Raw genomic sequence first — 16,556 nt, 5'->3', positions numbered from 1 at the left:
CGAGGTTCCTTGCCCTGCAGCTCCTCGACGGCCGAAGCGGATCCCTGGGTCCCGCTCAAGGTCAGCTGGGAGGTGCCCCGGCTGGACGGCGCGCTGTATGTCAACCTCACCGGGACCGGTGGCGGCCTCGTCGAGCTGAGGGTCGACGGAGCCTCCGGTGCGCTCTTCGAGCTGGTGGTGGTGGACGAGCTGCCGACGGTACGACGTGACCTGCCGGTCGCCCTGCCGGAGGACTCGGGACAGGCGGCCGAGGTGGACCGCGACATCTGGGAGTGGAAGGTCACGCCGGACTACCGCGAGGTGGCCAAGCGGACCCTGGACCGCAGTGCGGAGCTCGGCATCTCGCACCACGCCGGTCTGACCACGGTGTGGCTGGGCGCGGCCGAGCCGGCCCGCCTGCTGCGGGCAGCGGCGGTGCGGGTCGGCGTAGCGGCGTCCGGCGAGTTGGTGTGCGTATCCACACCGACGCCGGAGGTCGTCGATCCAGGCTTCAACCGGTTGTGAGATCTCTCTGCCGTCCCGGGCACATCGGCCGGGACGGCAGGGAGATCAGCACCAGGCGGCGCCGTCGTGGGAGCCTTTCACCGCCAGGCCGAAGACGTCGGCGGGTGACTGCAGTCCGGGCTCGCCGGGGACGTTGAAGTCGCTGGGGAACCACACCGCGAGATGAACGGTGGCACCGTCGATCTCCTTGCTGAAACATGCGGCGGCGCCGGAGACGACCAGGGCATCCGACGGTACGGGCGCCGGATCCTCGCCGTCCGATCGCCAGCCGTCGGCGGGGGCACCGCCACCACCACCGGCCGGACCCCTCGCCGCAAAGAACCGATCACCGACGCAACCTACGGTGATCATGCGGTAGGAGTCCACGGCGGTTCGGTCGAACGATCAGCCGATCGGCGGAGACCGTGGCCCGTGGTGGCGCCCGTGGATCGGGCGAACGTCAATCCGGGCGTGACGCGGCCTCCAGGGTCGCCCGGATCCGCTGCATCCCCGGGTGCCGCCGGTGCTCGATGATGGCCAGCGCCGCCTGGCGGAACTCGTCGGCCCCGGTGTCGTCGCCGAGGTCACGGTGGCAGTAGACGAGCCCGGTGAGGGCCTCCGCCTGGAGTTCGCGTACCTCGCCGGCGAGTTCCAGGCTGCGGTGGTAGGCCGCGATCGCGTCGCCGGTCGCGCCGGCGTGCTGGCTCAGGTGGCCCCATTCCAGCAGGGTGCCGGCCGCGCCGATCCGGTAGTCGATGCGCAGCAGGGTGTCGACGATGGTCGCGAAGTGGCCGACGGCGGCCCGATAGCCGTCTGGTTGGTGGGACTCGTACCAGGCGATGTGCCCGAGGGCGACGGCCTCGTTCAGCACCCGGCCGTTGTCGAGGGGGAGTTCCCGGCAGATCTCCAGGGCTTCGCGGGCGTACGGGTGAGCCGTCTCGGCCGCCTCCCGCGTCGGGACCCGGTGCTCGCCGTTGATGACGCCCGCCATCCCGAGCAGGGCCTGCGTCAACCGGAACCGGTCTCCGGACCCGCGCGCCAGCTCGACGCCCCGCTCGTACCACGCCCGGCTCTCCCCTCGCTGGTCGAATCGGTAGTAGGAGCGGGCGAGGTTGAGCGTCAGGGTCGTGATCCACCAGTCGTCCTGATGGCTCTCGGCGAGCGCCAGGGCCCGGCGCAGGTGGGTGATGGAGTCGTCGAGCCGGGCGCGGCGGTCCTGCACGTAGTGGGCGATCGCCCAGTTGAACTGCCAGCAGTACGGGCCGTCGTCGTTCTCCTCGGCGACGGCGAGCGCGGCGAGCAGATTCCGGTACTCGCTGTCGAACCAGTCGAGCGCCTCCGCCTCGGTCGTGACGGCCTCCGGCCGGACCCCGGGCGCCGGTGGGAGGACCGTGATCGGGTATCGCTGGGGCAGCAGCAGAGCGGTCGCCGCCATCGCCGAGTGCAGGTAGTGGTCGAGGCCGCGGCGCACGACGGCCGTCCGGGCCGCGTCGTCGTCGTCGCTGCCGGCGAGTTCGGCGGCGTAGGCGCGGAGCAGGTCATGGAACCGGAACCGGCCGGGCCGGTGCTCGCGGATCAGGTGCGCCTCGACGAGATGGTTCATCCAGGTACGGACCGTGGCCGGGGCGGCGCCGGTGAGACTGGCGGCGGTGGCCACGGTGACGTCCGGTCCGGGGTGCAGCGCCAGGTGGCGGAAGAGCGCCGCGGCCTCGGCCGGCAGGTGCCGGTAGGACCAGGAGAAGACGCTGCGCGGATCACGGGTGACACCGGGCGCCGCGAAGCCGTCCAAGCCGCCGCTTCCCCGCAGTTCCTTGGCGATCGCGGCGAGCGTGAAGGTGGGGTTGGTGGCGATCCGGGCGGCGACGACCGCCAGGGCGAGGGGCAGGCCGCCGCAGACCGCGACGATCTCGCCCACCGCGTCCGGCTCGGCGGTCGTCCGGGCCGCCCCGACCCGGCGGGTCAGGTAGCGGCCGGCGTCCTCGGCGACGAAGGCGGACAGGCTGACCGGGTGCGCGTGATGCATGGTGATCAGGTCGTTCAGCAGGGCACGGCTGGTGATCAGCACGGCACAGCCCGCCGACCCCGGGATCAGGTCGCGCACCTGATCCGCGTCCCGGGCGTTGTCCAGGACGAACAGCATCCGCCGCCCGCTCAGCATGCTGCGCAGCAGAGCGGCGCGATCCGGGACGGAGACCGGGACCGCGTCGTACGGGACTCCGAGCGAGGTCAGAAAGCTACGCAGAGCCTCCGCGGCCGGCAGCGGCTCACCGGCGGGGGCGAAACCGAGCAGATCGATGTACAGCTGACCGTCCGGATACTCGTCCTGGTGCTGGTGGGCCCAGCGCAGCGCCAGCGCCGTCTTGCCGACCCCGCCCATCCCGGTGATCACGGCGACCGGCACCGTCGCGGCCGACGCCTGAGCCAGCGCGGTCAGCTCGGCCAGTTCGGCGTCCCGGCCGGTGAAGGCGGCCAGTTGCAACGGCAGCTGCGCCGGTCGGATCCGGTCCGGTTCGGTCTCGGCGTGCAGGACCTCGGTGCGCTGGTTGAGGATGGCCTGTTCCAGAACGGACAGTGCGGGCGTCGGATCGAGACCGAACTCGTCGCGTACGGCGTCGCGGTGGTGCCGCAGCGTCTCCAGAGCGTCGGATTCCCGACCGACGGCCCACAGGGTGAGCGCGGCCAGCCGGCAGGCCTCGGTACGCAACGGCTCGTCGCGAACGAGCTGCTGGGCCTCCAGCATCGCCGTGGCGGGGTCGCCGATCCGCAGAGCGGCCTGGATCGCCTGCTCCCGGGCCAGCAGCCGCAGCTCGTCGAGGCGGGATGCCTCCGCGATCGCCCACGTCTGGTCGCGGGACTCGCCGAACACCGGCCCCCGCCACCACCGCAGGATGTCGAGCAGCAGCGGGCGCGCCTGGTCGGCGGGCAGGCTGCGGGCCTGGGCCAGCGACTGCTCGAAACGCCACGCGTCGACGGCGTTCTCCGGCAGCGACAACGCGTAACCCGACGATCGGCGGACCAGCGTGGTCGCCGGGCCACGGCTGGCCCTCGCGGGTTCGAGCGCCCGCCGCAGATTCGACACGTAGACCTGCAGCGACACGGTCGCGCGGGCCGGTGGCCGGCCGTTCCACAACTCCTCGATCAGGCGGTCGGCGGACACCGTGTCACCGCGCGCGGCGACCAGGATCCCGACGATCGCCCGCTGGTGACGGCGCCCGAGGTCAACCGGCCGCCCGTCGATGTCGGCGGTGATCGGGCCCAGCACGCGCACGTTCAACATGAGGCGGAAGCCTAGGGGAGCCCGGCAAGGCCAAGTTTTTGCCAAGTGGCGGTCCACATCATGGTCACTCCCTACCGAGGAGATCTGATGCCGACGCCACCGTCGAGAGCGCCATGGACGCTTGTCGTGGTCTGTTCCGCCATTTTCATGCTGACCCTGGACGTCACGATCGTCTCCGTCGCGCTCGCCGGGATCCAGGATGAGCTGACCGCGTCCCTCTCGTCGCTGCAGTGGGTCGTCGACGGCTACACCCTGCCGCTCGCCTGCGGACTGCTCAGCGCGGCCGTCCTCGGTGACCGGATCGGCCGGCGCCGCGTCTTCGTCGCCGGGCTGTTCGTCTTCACCGCGGCGTCGCTCGCCTGCGCCCTGGCCGGCTCGGCCGCCACGCTCATCGCCGCCCGCGCCGTGCAGGGCGGGGGAGCGGCCCTGCTGTTCGGCACCGCGCTGCCGCTGCTCGGCGCGGCCTACCCCGAGCCGGCCCAGCGGGCCCGGGCGGTCGGCGTGTTCGGCGCCAGCTACGCGGCCGCGACCGCCGCCGGGCCGCTCATCGGCGGCGTGCTCGTCGACGGGCCCGGCTGGCGCTGGATCTTCCTGATCAACGTGCCGATCGGCCTGCTCGCGGTGGCCGGCTGCCTGCGCCTGCGGGAATCCCGGCCGGACCGGGCGCCCCGCAACGACTGGACCGGCGCGGCCCTGCTCAGCGGCGGCCTGCTGGCGCTGCTGACCGCGCTGATCCGGGGCAACGACGACGGCTGGGCCAGCGGGCCGATCCTCGGCCTGTGCACCGCGAGCGCCGTGCTGCTGGTCGCCTTCGTCGGGTGGGAACGCCGGACCGCCGACCCGATGCTGTCGCTGCGGCTGCTCGTCCGGCCGGCCTTCGCCGGCGTCGCGCTGCAGTCGTTCGCGACGGCCGCCACCCTGGTCGCGGCGACCTACTACCTGGCGTTGCATCTGCAGAACGTGGCCGGCTACTCGCCACTGGAGACCGGCCTGCGGGTGCTGCCGCTGACCGCGACGGCGCTGGTGGCCGCGCCGGTCGCGGCGGCGCTGCTGCGCCGGTTCGGCGCCACCCCGCTGCTGGTCCTCGGCCTGGTGCTGGCCGGCGCGGGCCTGCTGGCCGCCTCACTGATCGACGAGAGCGGATCGATGGCGGTGCTGGCCCCCGGTTTCGTCCTGGCCGGCGCCGGCCTCGGCGTCGGGGCCGCCGCCACCGCGTCCGCCGGTCTGGCCGCGGTCGAGCCGGCCGACGCCGGAATGGCCACCGGAACCGTCAACACCATGCGTCAGATCGGCACCGCCGCCGGAGTGGCCGTACTGGGCGCCGTCGTGCAGTTCCAGGCGAAGCAGAACGCGCAGCCGCTGCTCGACACGGTGAGCCAGCCCCTCCCGAAGGACCGGCTGATCGCCGAGATCGGCGCCGGCCTCGGCCGGCACACCGGGCGATACCTGCCGGCCGGGGTACGGGAGACAGCCGCCGAGATCGCGAGGTCGGCCACCAACGACGCGGTGTCGACGGTCTTCCTGATCAGCGGAGCAGCCGCCCTCGCCGCCGCCGTCGCCTGCGGACTCCTGCTGACCCGGCGACCGGCGCCGCTGCCGGTCCCCGTATCGATTTCCGCTGACCTGAACAGTTGATTGGCGTACACATGAATGCACTGCTTCTGCCGGTCGTCGCCGCTCAGGCGATGTGGAAACGCCGCCGCACGGTGTCGATCCCGTCGGCCGAGGGCCCGGCCACGGGTGTCGTACCGGGCATGACCCCCCGGCACCCGCTGCGCGTCGTCATCCTGGGCGACTCGCTCGCCGCCGGCTACGGGGTCCACACCCACGACGAGGGCTTCGGTGGCTCGCTCGCCCGTGACCTGGTCGAACGCACCGGCCGGACGGTCGAGTGGACGGCCGTCGGGCAGTACGGCGCCACCGCCCGGCGGATCCGGTACCGCCTGCTGCCGCAGATCCCCGACAAGGCCGACATCGTGGTGATCGTCGGCGGCGCCAACGACGTGCTCGGCGGCCGGCAGCCGCACGAGTGGGGCGAGGACCTGGCCGCGGTGGCCGACGAGTCGAGCCGCCGTGCCGGCCGGGTGATGGTGGCCGGGATCCCGCCGTTCGAACACCTGCCGTGCATGCCCCGCACCCTGGGCCGCCACCTGGCCGCCCGGGCCGTCGCCCTGGACGAGGTCTCCCAGCGGGTCTGCGACGAACGCCCGGCCGCGACCTGGGTCCCCGGGAAACTCCTGTTGCCGTTCGTGCCCGCGTACTTCTCGCCCGACGGGTTCCACCCGTCGTCCCTCGGCTACCGCCGCTGGTCCGCTGCGGTGGCCGGCGAGATTCCTCTCTGACAACGGCGGCGGCCGGGTACGGAACCCGGCCGCCACCGTTTGCCGAAGCGTGCACGGGATGGCACGATCGCGGCCATGATCGAGAGAATCGAGTCCGCCACCCGCCGGTGAGCGCCCCGAGCACCCTGTTCGTCCATGCGCTGCGCCTTCACCGGCGCCATCCCGACGGTCCGCTGCCGCACGGCGGCGAGCCGTATCCGGACGAGGCCCGTCACCGCTCCCGGCCGACCGCCCGGCGCCTCTACGGAGCCGACGTGGCTGTCCTCCTCGACAGGCACTTCAGCCGGCCCGGCGCGCAGCCCGGCGAACTCGTGGACGTCCTCCGCGACGTCCACGTCCCGCACCAGCGCAACGACCACATCGCCGCCGCGGCGCTGCGCGCGGATCGGCAGCTCATGCGGCAGACCGGCCGATGGCTGGTACGGCACAGCCCCGACCGCAACGCCGCCACGGTCGGGCTCGCGTTGCTGGCCGCCGACCGGGCCGAGGACGACATCCCGCTGATCCAGACCATCGGCCTGCTGTCGAATCACTTCGGGCCGCTCGCCGCGGAGGCGCTGCAACGTCGCCGGGGAGGCACGGCAGCGCTGCTCTGGCTCGCCGAGCGGGTCGCCGGCTGGGGCCGCGTGCACGTCGTCGAGGCGCTGTGCCGGCTGAGCACGGTGGACTCCCGGGCGTGGCTGCTGCGGCACGCCTGCGACGGCGATCACCTCAACGGCCACTTCGCCGGCGCGGTCGCCACCGCGGTGCACCTGCACGAAGCGATCACCCGGGACGATGCCGACGACGAGCTGATCGATCACACCGGCCGGCTGCTGAGGACCATGACCGGCTGCGGCGGCACGGGTATGACCCTGGCGGAGTACCCGCCGGCGCCGGCCGTGCTGAGCGCGCATGCCTCGCACCTCGCCCGGCAGCGGCCGGCGGTGAACCGGTATGCCGATGCCGCGATGATCGCGGACCGTCTGACGGCCCAGCCGCCGGACCGCAGTGGCTGCACCGTCGAGCAACGGGACCGCGTCGTACGGCAGTACCTCGCCGTGCTCGGCCGGCCCGAGTGGCGTGCCACCGTCCGTGACGGCCCCGATCCGGCTGGCGGGTTCTTCGCGTGGTTCGCCGATCACGTCGGGTCACGGCTGACCTGAGAGCCTTGCCCGGTGTCAGGATCTGTGCAACGACAGGATGTCATCGGGCAGGTGGCGCGCCGGATTCCCGTACGCCGGGACGGTTTCTGCCTCCGGGTTGCCGTCGACGGTGCGGACGGCTCCGGGAAGACCACGTTCGCCGACGAGCTCGCCGATGCGGTGCGTGCGCTCGGCCGGCCGGTTGTCCGGATTTCGCTGGACGATTTCCACCACGTCCGGGCCGTGCGTTATCGGCGGGGGCGCGAATCGCCGGAGGGTTTCTGGCTTGATTCGTACGACTATCAGCGGTTCCGGGAGGACGTTCTGGAACCGTTCGCTCCCGGCGGTGGACGCCGTTATCGGTCGGCCGCGCACGATCTGGTGACCGACGCGGTTCTCGATCCGCCGTTCCGGACCGCATCGCCGGGGAGCGTCCTGATCGTCGACGGGTTGTTCCTGCATCGCGACGAGATCGGGGACGTGTGGGATCTGTCGGTCTTTCTCGAGGTGCCGTTCGCGGTGACGGCGCGGCGGATGGCCGGTCGTGACGGCACGAATCCTGACCCCGGTCATCCGGCGATGCGACGCTATGTCGAGGCGCAGAAAATCTACTTCGCGGCCTGTTCGCCACAGCGGCGGGCCGACATCCTGATCGACAACGCGGACGTCGAGGCGCCGCGGATCATGCGGGCCGGGTGACGGCCTTACCGTGGCGCGGCGCCGGCGATCACCACGTCGAGGCACTCGCGGAACAGGTCGTCCACGGTGCGGCCGGGCGCGAAATACTCGGTGATGGCCGCCATCGCGGTCGGGTGACGCTGGGTGAACGCGGCCATGTCGAAGTCCTTGAGCGCCGCCGCGTCCGGGCGCGGCGCCTGCTCCTCCAGGACATGACCCACCGTGAACCGCTCGACGGTCAGCACGATCACGCGGGCCCGGCGCAGCGGGACGCCGCGGGCGACCAGTGTGCTCATCGCCAGCTCGGAGATCGCGGCCATGGTGACGGAGAGCTGCGACGCCGAGACGACCCGCGCGCCGTCCGGGTGAGCGAGCAGGGCCCGGCGCAGGCGCCCGGCCAGCTCGGCGAGCCACTCCGGCCACGGCTGATCCGCGGCAGGCGGTGACATGTCGCCGAACTCCTGATCCAGGATCGCGTCGGCGAGTGCCGTGACCAGGGCCGCCTTGTTGGGCAGATGCCAGTAGAGGGTCGGTGACTGCACACCGAGCCGCGCGGCGAGCTTGCGCGTCGTCACGCCATCGAGGCCCTCCGCGTCGAGCAGTGCCACGGCCTCGGCGACGATCCGCTGTCGATCCAGCGCCAATTCGGACACCTCCGCGAAGCACTCTATCAGTGCTAGAGTTTCTCTATCAGTGATAGAGAACGGAGTTTGGCGATGACCCTTCGCGGTCTGCTGCACCGGGCGACCCATCGGATTCCCGGTGTTCCGGCCCACACCGACCACCCCGCCGGGCACCGAGTCCGGCTCCACCCCGCGCGCGAACACCGGCACCACCACCCGGCCGGGCACCGAGCCCGGACTCATCCCACGCGTAACCACCAGCATCACCCGGCCACCCGTCCGCCGCGGTTCCTGCCGGCGTGGCAGCGCCGGATCGCGGCACTCCTCCGCCAGGAGCCGTGACTTCGCGACCACCTCTGACCGCGCCCTTTCCCTGTCGGCCGGCGTCGGCCGGTCAGCCGTCGCCGAGCCGCCGGATCGCGCCGGCGACGTAACCTACCGGTCGTGACCGAATGGGACCGGGCCTTCCACGCATACGGACCGGCGCGCGACGGCAAGGACCTGCTGGACGCGCTGCGCACCGGCGACGAGGTGCGCTACATCGAGGAGCACCCGGACGCGAACTGGCAGCCGTACACCTTTCTGTGGTCGGCTCTGTACTGCGGCGGCTGGATCACTCCGGCAACGGTTCTCGGCCTGCGGTATCTCGTGGACACCGTCACCGCCGACGACTTCGGTGGTGCGGATCCCACGCTGCGGTGGTCGGCGGTGTCGTGGATCCGGGATGTGGCCCGCGCCGCCCTCGCCCGGCCGGCCCGCGCCGGGTCCGTCCTCGCCCCGGCCGCCCTTGTCCAGGACACCTTCGCCCCGGCCTCCTTTGCCCAGGATGCCTTTGCCCAGGACACCCTTGCATCCGCCTTCCCCGCCCAGGACACTTTCGCCCGGGCCGCTCTCGGCGGTGCGGACCTGGACGACATGCGGTTGGCGGCGGCCCGCCGGGACGAGCCGATCGTGGCCGCCTGGCTCGATGATCACCTGAGCCGGGAGCGTTCGATCTTCGCATGGGGCGACCGGGACGAACCGGGACGAGTGCTGCTGGCGGCGGCTCAGGTCGACTGCTTCGACCTGCTCACCGACTGCTGTGACCCACTGTTCTCGCTGCTCGCCCCCGATAGCCCGGAGGAGCTGAGGTCGGCGGCCGCGGGTGCCGTCACGGCCCTGACCGGGCATCCCGAGCTGAGCCGGCATCGGGAGGAGATGATCACTTACCAGGCCGCTGAGGCACGTCGCGGATCACCGCGATACCGGGCCGCCATGGTGCTCGGCCTCGGCGAACTGGGCGCCCCGACGGCTGAGTGGCTCACGGACCCGGCTTTCGCGGTTCGCGTCTGTGCCGCTCTCGCCCCGGACTGCGCCGGCAGTGCGGCCGCCGCCGCGGTGCTCCGGCAGGCGTCCCTCGACCCGGACGCCTTCACGGAGAGCCTGGAGGGCTTCCACCTGCACGCCCTGCCCTCTCCCCAGGCCGCCGTCGCCGCGGCCCTGAGCCGGCATTGACGGCACGTGGGCTGCCCGAGAGCCGGTCACCGGCGGCCCCGGTCACCTGCGATCCGGCGACGATCGCCGGAATCACCGTGTCCGGGTCGTCGGTCACCGGACTCCGCTCATCAGGCGGCTGATCGGCCTGGCCGCCGCGGCCAGCGCGAGGCCCAGCACGATCGCGATCGCCCCGAGGATCCCGAAGTAGGCGGTCTCCCGGTCGGGGCTGTAATAGCCGGCCAGGGTGCCGGACAGGGCGGTGCCCAGGGCGACCGACAGGAAGAACAGGGCCACCATCTGGGTGTGGAAGACCCGTGGCGCCAGCTTGGTCGACAGGGACAGACCGACCGGTGACAGCAGCAGCTCCGCGATGGTGAAGACGAGCAGGATCCCGGCCAGGCCCAGCAGCGGCGCACTGTTCGGGCCGCCGCCGGCCAGCGGCAGGAACAGCAGGAACGCCACGCCCATGGTGACGGTTCCGGCGGCGAACTTGATCGGTGTGCTCGGCTGGCGGTCACCGAGCCGGGTCCACAGGGCGGCGAAGACCCCGGACAGCACGATGATGAAGACCGGGTTGATCGACTGCACCCACGACACCGGCATCTCCCAGCCGAACAGGGTACGGTCCAGGCGCTGGTCGGAGTAGATCGTCACGACCGTGAACTGCTGCTGGTACAGCGACCAGAACGCGGCGCTGGCCAGGAACATCGGGATGAACGCGAGCACCCGGCGCCGCTCGATGCCGGTGATCCGGCGGCTGGCCAGGATGACCACGAAGTAGCAGACCGCGGCGGCCGCGCTGACGATCACCACGATGGTGTCGAGACGGTCGGCGGCCAGCACCCCGGTGACCGCGAGCACGGCCAGCAGCACGACGACGGCCGCGGCGGCCGCGGCCACCGGCGGACGGGACCGGGCCGGCAGGGGATTGGGCACCTCGCGCGCGGACGGCGGCAGGCGGCGTCGGCCGACCGAGTACTGCACCAGCCCGACGGCCATACCGATCGCGGCCAGGGCGAACCCGAAATGGAATCCGGCGTTCTTCTGCAGCAGGCCGGTCAGCAGCGGCCCGGCCAGAGCGCCCAGGTTGATGCCCAGATAGAAGAGGGAGAAGCCGGCGTCGCGGCGTTCGTCGTGCTCGTCGTACAGGGATCCGACCAGCGAGGTGGCGTTCGCCTTGACCCCGCCGCTGCCGATCGCGATCAGGATCAGGCCGACGGTCACGCCGAGCAGGCCCGGCAGGAGCGCGAGGGCGATGTGCCCGCACATCACCAGGACCGCGCTGAAGAACAGCACCCGTTCCGGGCCGAGCAGCCGGTCGGCGGTCCACGCGCCGAGAATCGTGGACAGATAGACGGCGCCACCGTACGCGCCGACGATGCCGGCGGCGGTGCTCTCACTGATGCCCAGGCCACCGTCGGCGGCCGAGTAGTACAGGTAGATCAGCAGGATGCCCTGCATGCCGTAGAACGAGAACCGTTCCCACAGCTCGACGCCGAACAGGGTGGCCAGCGGGCGCGGCTGGCCGAAGAACGACCGATCCCGCTCCGGCGCGGAAGTATTGACGTCCATGCCCCCGTGTTCCCGGCTGCCGCCACGGCAAACGGTGACCGATTCCTTTCCGGATTCCAACTGGTGCCCATGTCGCGTCGGCGGCCCGGACGCGCATCGTGGAGACAGGTCGGAATGCCTTCGGCGCCTTGATCCCACTCCTGCGAGAGAGGTGCGCTGTGACGAAACCGGATGGCAGGTGTGAGGAGCACGAGCACCACGACGGTACGGCGTCGTGGCACTGGCTCGTCGTCGTGTTCGCCGCGGCGCTCGTGGGCGTACTTGGATATCGGGCCGAGGGTGTCTTCGCGGGAATCACCGCGGCCATCGCGACCGCCGGGGTGGGCCAGCAGTTCCTGAAGTGATCGGGGTTGCGTCCAAGGGCGAGCATGAAGTGGTGACCATCGATGCTCGGTAAGTCTCACGCCCTGTCCGGCGGGGTCGGCTGGCTGGCCGGATCAGCTCTGGCGGCCGCCGCCGGACATGCCCCGCCCGCCGTCGCTGTCGTCGCCGGTGCGGCGGTGTCCACCGGGATGGCTCTGCTTCCCGACCTGGACCATCCGGAATCCACCGTCGCCCGCACCCTGGGACCGCTCACCCGGATCCTGGCCGGCGCGGTGTCGATCGGCGCCGCGTCCCTGCGGTCGGCCTCCTGCCGCCACTGCCTCACCGGCCGCGGCCGGGGCGGGCACCGCGGCATCACCCACACCGCCGTCGGCGCCGTCGTTCTCGGGCTGGCCGTCGGTGTCCTGTGCGCGCTGACCGTGCCGTCGGTGGGGCTGTGGGTGGTCGGGCTGTCCGTGTGGCTGGCCGCCCACGCCGCCCTGTCGTCACGTACCCGCGCCCGGATCGGGGACATGCTGCTGCCGGGCCGGTTCCGTCGTCTCGGCAAGGGCGCTCACCGGTTCGCGGCCGCGGTCGGCGCGGTGCTGGTCGCGGTGGTGTTCGTCGCCGCCATCCAGGACAGGGCGGGCTCCTGGTGGTGGCTGGGACTTGCGGTGTTCTGGGGCTGCCTGGCCCATTCGCTCGGCGACGCGCTCACCTTCTCCGCGGTGCCGTTGCTGTGGCCGGCCCGGATCAGGGGCTGCCGGTGGACGCCGGTCGGCACGCCGCGGTGGATGCGGTTCCGGACCGGTTCGCCGGCCGAGACGGTGGTGGTGTGGCTGATGGCCGCGGCCGGGGCCGGTTCGGTGCTGCTGCTCGGCGCCGTGTGGTGAGGCTCCGGCAGCGGATCAGCGGGGCCAGGCCCGGAATCGGTCGCGCAACTGGGCCACCTGGCCGGTGTCGAGACCGTAGGCTGCGAACGCGCGGTCCGGTGTCTGGTCGAGCCGGCGTCCCGCCGCGGCGACGTCCTCGCTGAACAGGCCCGGATCGACCACCCTCGCCAGGCCGACCAGAGCGGCCGGGGTGTGCTCGGCGAGGAACGCCGCCACGTCCACGAAGTCACGGACCTCCGCCCGATTCACCAGGGCGGCGACCTTCCACGCGATCAGGTCGTCGAGAGCCATCACGCGGCCGATGTCGAGCACCACCGGCTCCCTGGTCCGCTGCAGGTGGCCCAGGCTCAACCGGACCGCCCCGCCGGCCGGGCGGAAGGCCACCAGCTCGGCCATCAGGTAGTCGAGGCCGTCGACCACGTCGGAGCCGGTGTCCACCTGCTCGACCGGGATGCCCGCGGCCGCCAGCGCCTCGATCACCGCGTGGGAGGCGGAGGCGACGCTGGCGCCCTCGTCACCGAACACGTCGACGTCCTCGGTGGGCCGGTCGACGATGCCGTGCAGGATCAGCGCCAGACCACCGCCGAGAACGAATCCGAACCGGTCGGCGACGGACAACGCGATCTTCGCGACCTGCAGGTGGAACTCGTCGATGGCGCCCGTCAAACGACCGGCACCGCCGCGAGACGCTGATGAACCTCTTCCCACGCCTGGCGCACGCCGCGAGGCAGATACAGCCGGGGCCACAGCTCGACCAGCAGGTCACCGCTGAGCCACGTCTGCAGTTCGGCGGCCCGGACCGCCTCGCGCAGCACGATCTCATACAGCCGCGCACGGTCGTAGGCGTCGGCCAGGTCGAACCGGCCCGCCGGCGGCGGCGCCCACACCAGCCGGTGCGGCAACGTGACGACACCCGTCGTCGGGCCGCGCAGCGTGCCCAGGTCGGCGACGACGAGCGCACGGCGACCCGGCCGGCTCAGCCGGTCGGATCGCGTCACTGCTGCACGGGCACTCACAAAGTCAGCTTACGTCGGCGGTGACCTCGAAGCACCTGGCCGTCCGGAGCGGGAACGAGCCGCCGGCCCGGGAAGGCCGGCGGCTCCCGCCCCCTCGGTTCGCCGGTCAGCTCGGCAGCGACTCACCGGTGATCGTGAACGGCAGCGTCAGGGCGCAGCCCTTCGTGGCGTCGTTCGACAACTGCACCGCGTTCTTGATCGTGACCGTGCCGGTGGCGCCGTTGGCGTCGATGACCGTCTGGTCCGCGGCCGGGATCGTGAACGACGTACCCGCGGCGCCGATCGGTCCGGACAGGTACTTGTCCTCACCCTGCTTGCAGGTGATGGCGGGCGGGGAGCCCTGCTTGAGGCCGATGGTCCTGACCTTGACCTTGAACGGGTTCGGGTTGGTCACCTTGAAGGTGAGATCGATCTTCCCGCCCGGGAACAGCGGCCCCGAGAACGCGGCGTCCGTGATGGTGAGCTGCTGCTCCTGGTAGGCGGTCGCGGAAGCGGTGCCGTCGCCGGTGACCTGCATGGCAGCCCAGGCGCCGCCCGCGGCGAGAACGGTGGCGAGGCCGGCGGCGGCCACCACGTACTTGCGGGACCGCTTCTTGGCCATCTGCTTGGCTTGGGCGGTGACGGCAGCGTCGGACACGTGCAGGCTCATGTGGTTTTCTCACTTTTCGGATCGAAGGTGCGCCTTGCGGCTTCTGTGCGGCGGAAAGAAGCGTCGCAGTTATGCCTCTTAGCGTCGATCCCCGGATAGAGGTAAACCACATGGACAGCGGCCGACACTGATCATCGACGCCGGTCTGGCCGGCGCCGGCTGGCACACTGGTCGGCACACACGACGCCGGAAAGGGCGGGATCCCGATGGCCTACGGAGTGGTGCTGCGGCCGGACGCGGAGACGTCACGCTCGCTGGTCGAGCTGTCGTACGCCATCGCGGATGGTCACGAGCCGCTCATGGCGCTCGGTGAGAAGGCGCCGCCGCATGTGTCCGTCCTGCACGTCGACTGCGCCGAGGAACAGGTGGCCGGCATCGTCGCGGCGACGGAGCCGTACCGTGGCAGGGTCTTTCCGGCGCGGATCATCGGCTTGCTGTACTCGGTCGTCCCGCCCGGCGACTATTACGTGCCGACGGGCGGTTACTACTTCGGCCTGGAGGTGGTCCGCAACCCCACGCTGGATGCCCTCCACCAGGAGTTCCTCCGGCTCGGGCACCCGCCGCTGGGCTTGGTGGGCGAGGACTACCGGCCCCACATCACCCTGGGTATGACCGCTGCGCCACCGTCGCGGCCGCCGCTGTCGCTGGTGCCCGGGGGAGTGGTCGACCTGACGATGGCCAGCGGTCCGGTCGGCCCGTTCGGGACATTCCCGCAGCTCCGGGAATAGTCAGGGCGACGACTCCGCCGACGACCGTGCCCTGGTGAGGTGCTGACTAAGCTGCGCCCATGGGTGTCGACGTCGTGGGTGAGGTGGCCGCCGCCGTCACCGCTCGGGAGCCGGTCAACGGGATCCGCATCGTCGGCGTCGACGGGCCGAGCGGCTCGGGCAAGAGCCACCTCGCCCGCGGTCTCGCCGCGGCGCTGCGAGCGCCGATCATCGAGATCGACGACTTCGTCTCGTGGGACGACTTCGCCGGATGGTGGCCGCGGTTCGACACCCAGGTGCTCGCGCCGCTGCTTCGCGGCGAGGATGCCCACTACCAGGCCAGGGACTGGACGGACTGGTACGGCAGCACCATCGGTGAGTGGCGGACCCAGCCGTGGGCGCCCACCGTCGTCCTCGAAGGCGTCACCTGCACCCGCCGGGAGACGATCGGCCGCCTCACCTACGCCATCTGGGTCGACGCGCCGGCGCCGCTACGGCTGGCACGCGGCCTCGCCCGTGACGGCTCCCTCGCCGGCGCCGAGCAGCTCTGGCGGAGATGGATGGCTCAAGAAGCGGACTTCTTCGCCGCCGACGGCGCCCGCGACCGCGCCGACCTCGTCATCGACACCTCCGAGCACGGTTGACACCGGATCGGGCCGCGGGGCGGAGGCGCGGGGGTCAGGAAAGGTCGCGGGACGGGGCCTCGCGGTCGCGGGCCGGCGGCTCGTGCTGGACGACGGCGCGGCGCGGACCGGTTCGCCCCCGGCTGCGGCGGCGGTGCGGGCGGGCGTCCGAGTGCGGGAAGACGAACCGCTTGAAGGCCCACAACCGGAAGCACATGGCGATCAGCGTGCCGATGACGATGCCGCTGACGAAGTCGGCGATCTCCTGTACCGGCCGGCTCACGTCGGGCTCCTGGAGCAGGAACACGTAGCGGGAGACGTAGAGCGGCACCGAGTTGAGGACCACGCCGACCGCGCTGACCGAGAAGAACAGCGCCGCCTCGTGATGGCGTTCGCGGCCGCCGCGGGTACGGAAGGACCACTCCCGGTTGAGCACATAGGACAGGATCGTGGCGATGATCGTCGCGAGCGCGAGCGCGGTCACCGGCTTGTCGCTGAGGACGGTCAGCTTCAGCGCGTAGTTGATGACTGTCGTGACGAGGAAGCAGACCCCACCGACCAGCAGGAACTTCACTGCTTCGTGGTGTCTGCGCACGATCTTCGGAAGCCGCATCCCGCCGAGCCTAGTCCGGGTGCGCCAGCGGCCGCCCGGCCCGGTCCATGTGGACGGACGGCCGCGTCGTGCCCGGAGGAGCGGCGCCCGGCGCTGGCGAGGTCCGGCGCCGGCGACGCTCGTCAGGGCCCGGTAACCGGCGACCACCGGGTGGAACGCCCGATCAGGGGGTAGGTT

General features: G+C 71.8%; 18 protein-coding genes. 10 read left to right on the top strand and 8 right to left on the bottom strand.

Annotated elements, in window-relative coordinates:
* The first annotated feature begins 72 nt into the window (after positions 1-72).
* Positions 73-504, top strand: a complete 432-nt coding sequence (locus tag BM290_RS17030) for a hypothetical protein (RefSeq protein ID WP_143133787.1) — start codon at positions 73-75, stop codon at positions 502-504.
* 45 nt (positions 505-549) lie between these two features.
* Here the strand turns inward: BM290_RS17030 and BM290_RS17025 are convergent, their stop codons facing one another.
* Positions 550-855, bottom strand: coding sequence for a hypothetical protein (locus tag BM290_RS17025; RefSeq protein ID WP_143133786.1), 306 nt, complete (start codon positions 853-855; stop codon positions 550-552).
* Between the two features lie 88 nt (positions 856-943).
* Positions 944-3,760, bottom strand: a complete 2,817-nt coding sequence (locus tag BM290_RS17020; RefSeq protein WP_093615084.1) for an AfsR/SARP family transcriptional regulator — start codon at positions 3,758-3,760, stop codon at positions 944-946.
* Between the two features lie 60 nt (positions 3,761-3,820).
* On the opposite strand from BM290_RS17020, the gene BM290_RS17015 reads away from it, so the two are divergent.
* The 4 genes from BM290_RS17015 (at position 3,821) to BM290_RS17000 (ending at position 7,925) form a co-directional block, all read left to right on the top strand.
* Complete coding sequence (locus BM290_RS17015) at positions 3,821-5,395, top strand: MFS transporter (protein WP_143133785.1); 1,575 nt, start codon at positions 3,821-3,823, stop codon at positions 5,393-5,395.
* Positions 5,396-5,406: 11 nt separating this feature from the next.
* Positions 5,407-6,102 carry an SGNH/GDSL hydrolase family protein gene (locus BM290_RS17010; RefSeq protein ID WP_093615080.1) on the top strand — a complete coding sequence of 232 codons (696 nt, stop codon included), beginning with the start codon at positions 5,407-5,409 and terminating at the stop codon, positions 6,100-6,102.
* A gap of 107 nt (positions 6,103-6,209) precedes the next feature.
* Positions 6,210-7,247, top strand: a complete 1,038-nt coding sequence (locus BM290_RS17005) for a hypothetical protein (RefSeq protein ID WP_093615078.1) — start codon at positions 6,210-6,212, stop codon at positions 7,245-7,247.
* Between the two features lie 24 nt (positions 7,248-7,271).
* Positions 7,272-7,925 (top strand): nucleoside/nucleotide kinase family protein, encoded by a 654-nt coding sequence (locus BM290_RS17000; RefSeq protein ID WP_239143443.1) that lies wholly within the window; start codon positions 7,272-7,274, stop codon positions 7,923-7,925.
* A 5-nt stretch (positions 7,926-7,930) separates the two neighbouring features.
* Here BM290_RS17000 and BM290_RS16995 read toward each other — a convergent pair whose 3' ends face one another.
* Complete coding sequence (locus BM290_RS16995) at positions 7,931-8,548, bottom strand: TetR/AcrR family transcriptional regulator C-terminal domain-containing protein (protein WP_093615076.1); 618 nt, start codon at positions 8,546-8,548, stop codon at positions 7,931-7,933.
* A 423-nt stretch (positions 8,549-8,971) separates the two neighbouring features.
* On the opposite strand from BM290_RS16995, the gene BM290_RS16985 reads away from it, so the two are divergent.
* Positions 8,972-10,021, top strand: coding sequence for a hypothetical protein (locus tag BM290_RS16985; RefSeq protein WP_093615072.1), 1,050 nt, complete (start codon positions 8,972-8,974; stop codon positions 10,019-10,021).
* Between the two features lie 93 nt (positions 10,022-10,114).
* Here the strand turns inward: BM290_RS16985 and BM290_RS16980 are convergent, their stop codons facing one another.
* Positions 10,115-11,575 (bottom strand): peptide MFS transporter, encoded by a 1,461-nt coding sequence (locus BM290_RS16980; RefSeq protein WP_093615070.1) that lies wholly within the window; start codon positions 11,573-11,575, stop codon positions 10,115-10,117.
* Positions 11,576-11,733: 158 nt separating this feature from the next.
* Here BM290_RS16980 and BM290_RS16975 point away from each other — a divergent pair, with 158 nt between their 5' ends.
* Together BM290_RS16975 and BM290_RS16970 are read left to right on the top strand one after the other, a co-directional pair.
* A complete protein-coding gene (locus BM290_RS16975; RefSeq protein ID WP_093615068.1) occupies positions 11,734-11,919 on the top strand; it encodes a hypothetical protein in 186 nt (61 codons plus the stop codon).
* 42 nt (positions 11,920-11,961) lie between these two features.
* Positions 11,962-12,771, top strand: coding sequence for a metal-dependent hydrolase (locus tag BM290_RS16970; RefSeq protein ID WP_093615066.1), 810 nt, complete (start codon positions 11,962-11,964; stop codon positions 12,769-12,771).
* A gap of 15 nt (positions 12,772-12,786) precedes the next feature.
* Here BM290_RS16970 and BM290_RS16965 read toward each other — a convergent pair whose 3' ends face one another.
* The 3 genes from BM290_RS16965 to BM290_RS16955 all read right to left on the bottom strand — a co-directional run bounded on the left by BM290_RS16965 (position 12,787) and on the right by BM290_RS16955 (position 14,436).
* On the bottom strand, positions 12,787-13,437 hold the full coding sequence (locus tag BM290_RS16965) for a nucleotidyl transferase AbiEii/AbiGii toxin family protein (RefSeq protein ID WP_093615064.1): 651 nt from the start codon (positions 13,435-13,437) through the stop codon (positions 12,787-12,789).
* Positions 13,434-13,769, bottom strand: a complete 336-nt coding sequence (locus BM290_RS16960; protein WP_239143442.1) for a hypothetical protein — start codon at positions 13,767-13,769, stop codon at positions 13,434-13,436. Before BM290_RS16960 ends, BM290_RS16965 begins: the two co-directional genes overlap by 4 nt.
* Positions 13,770-13,893: 124 nt before the next feature.
* Complete coding sequence (locus BM290_RS16955; protein ID WP_093615060.1) at positions 13,894-14,436, bottom strand: hypothetical protein; 543 nt, start codon at positions 14,434-14,436, stop codon at positions 13,894-13,896.
* A gap of 206 nt (positions 14,437-14,642) precedes the next feature.
* Between BM290_RS16955 and BM290_RS16950 the strand changes: the two genes are divergently transcribed.
* Positions 14,643-15,164, top strand: a complete 522-nt coding sequence (locus tag BM290_RS16950) for a 2'-5' RNA ligase family protein (RefSeq protein ID WP_093615058.1) — start codon at positions 14,643-14,645, stop codon at positions 15,162-15,164.
* Between the two features lie 59 nt (positions 15,165-15,223).
* Positions 15,224-15,787 (top strand): uridine kinase family protein, encoded by a 564-nt coding sequence (locus BM290_RS16945; RefSeq protein WP_093615056.1) that lies wholly within the window; start codon positions 15,224-15,226, stop codon positions 15,785-15,787.
* Positions 15,788-15,821: 34 nt separating this feature from the next.
* Here the strand turns inward: BM290_RS16945 and BM290_RS16940 are convergent, their stop codons facing one another.
* Positions 15,822-16,379: a GtrA family protein gene (locus BM290_RS16940; protein ID WP_093615054.1), complete on the bottom strand. Its 558-nt coding sequence runs from the start codon at positions 16,377-16,379 to the stop codon at positions 15,822-15,824.
* Positions 16,380-16,556 lie beyond the last annotated feature (177 nt).

The organism is Actinoplanes philippinensis (genome assembly GCF_900113015.1).
GTDB classification, from domain to species: Bacteria; Actinomycetota; Actinomycetes; order Mycobacteriales; family Micromonosporaceae; genus Actinoplanes; species Actinoplanes philippinensis.
Note: the sequence above shows the minus strand (reverse complement) of the source record. Positions and strands in the feature narration are given on the sequence as shown.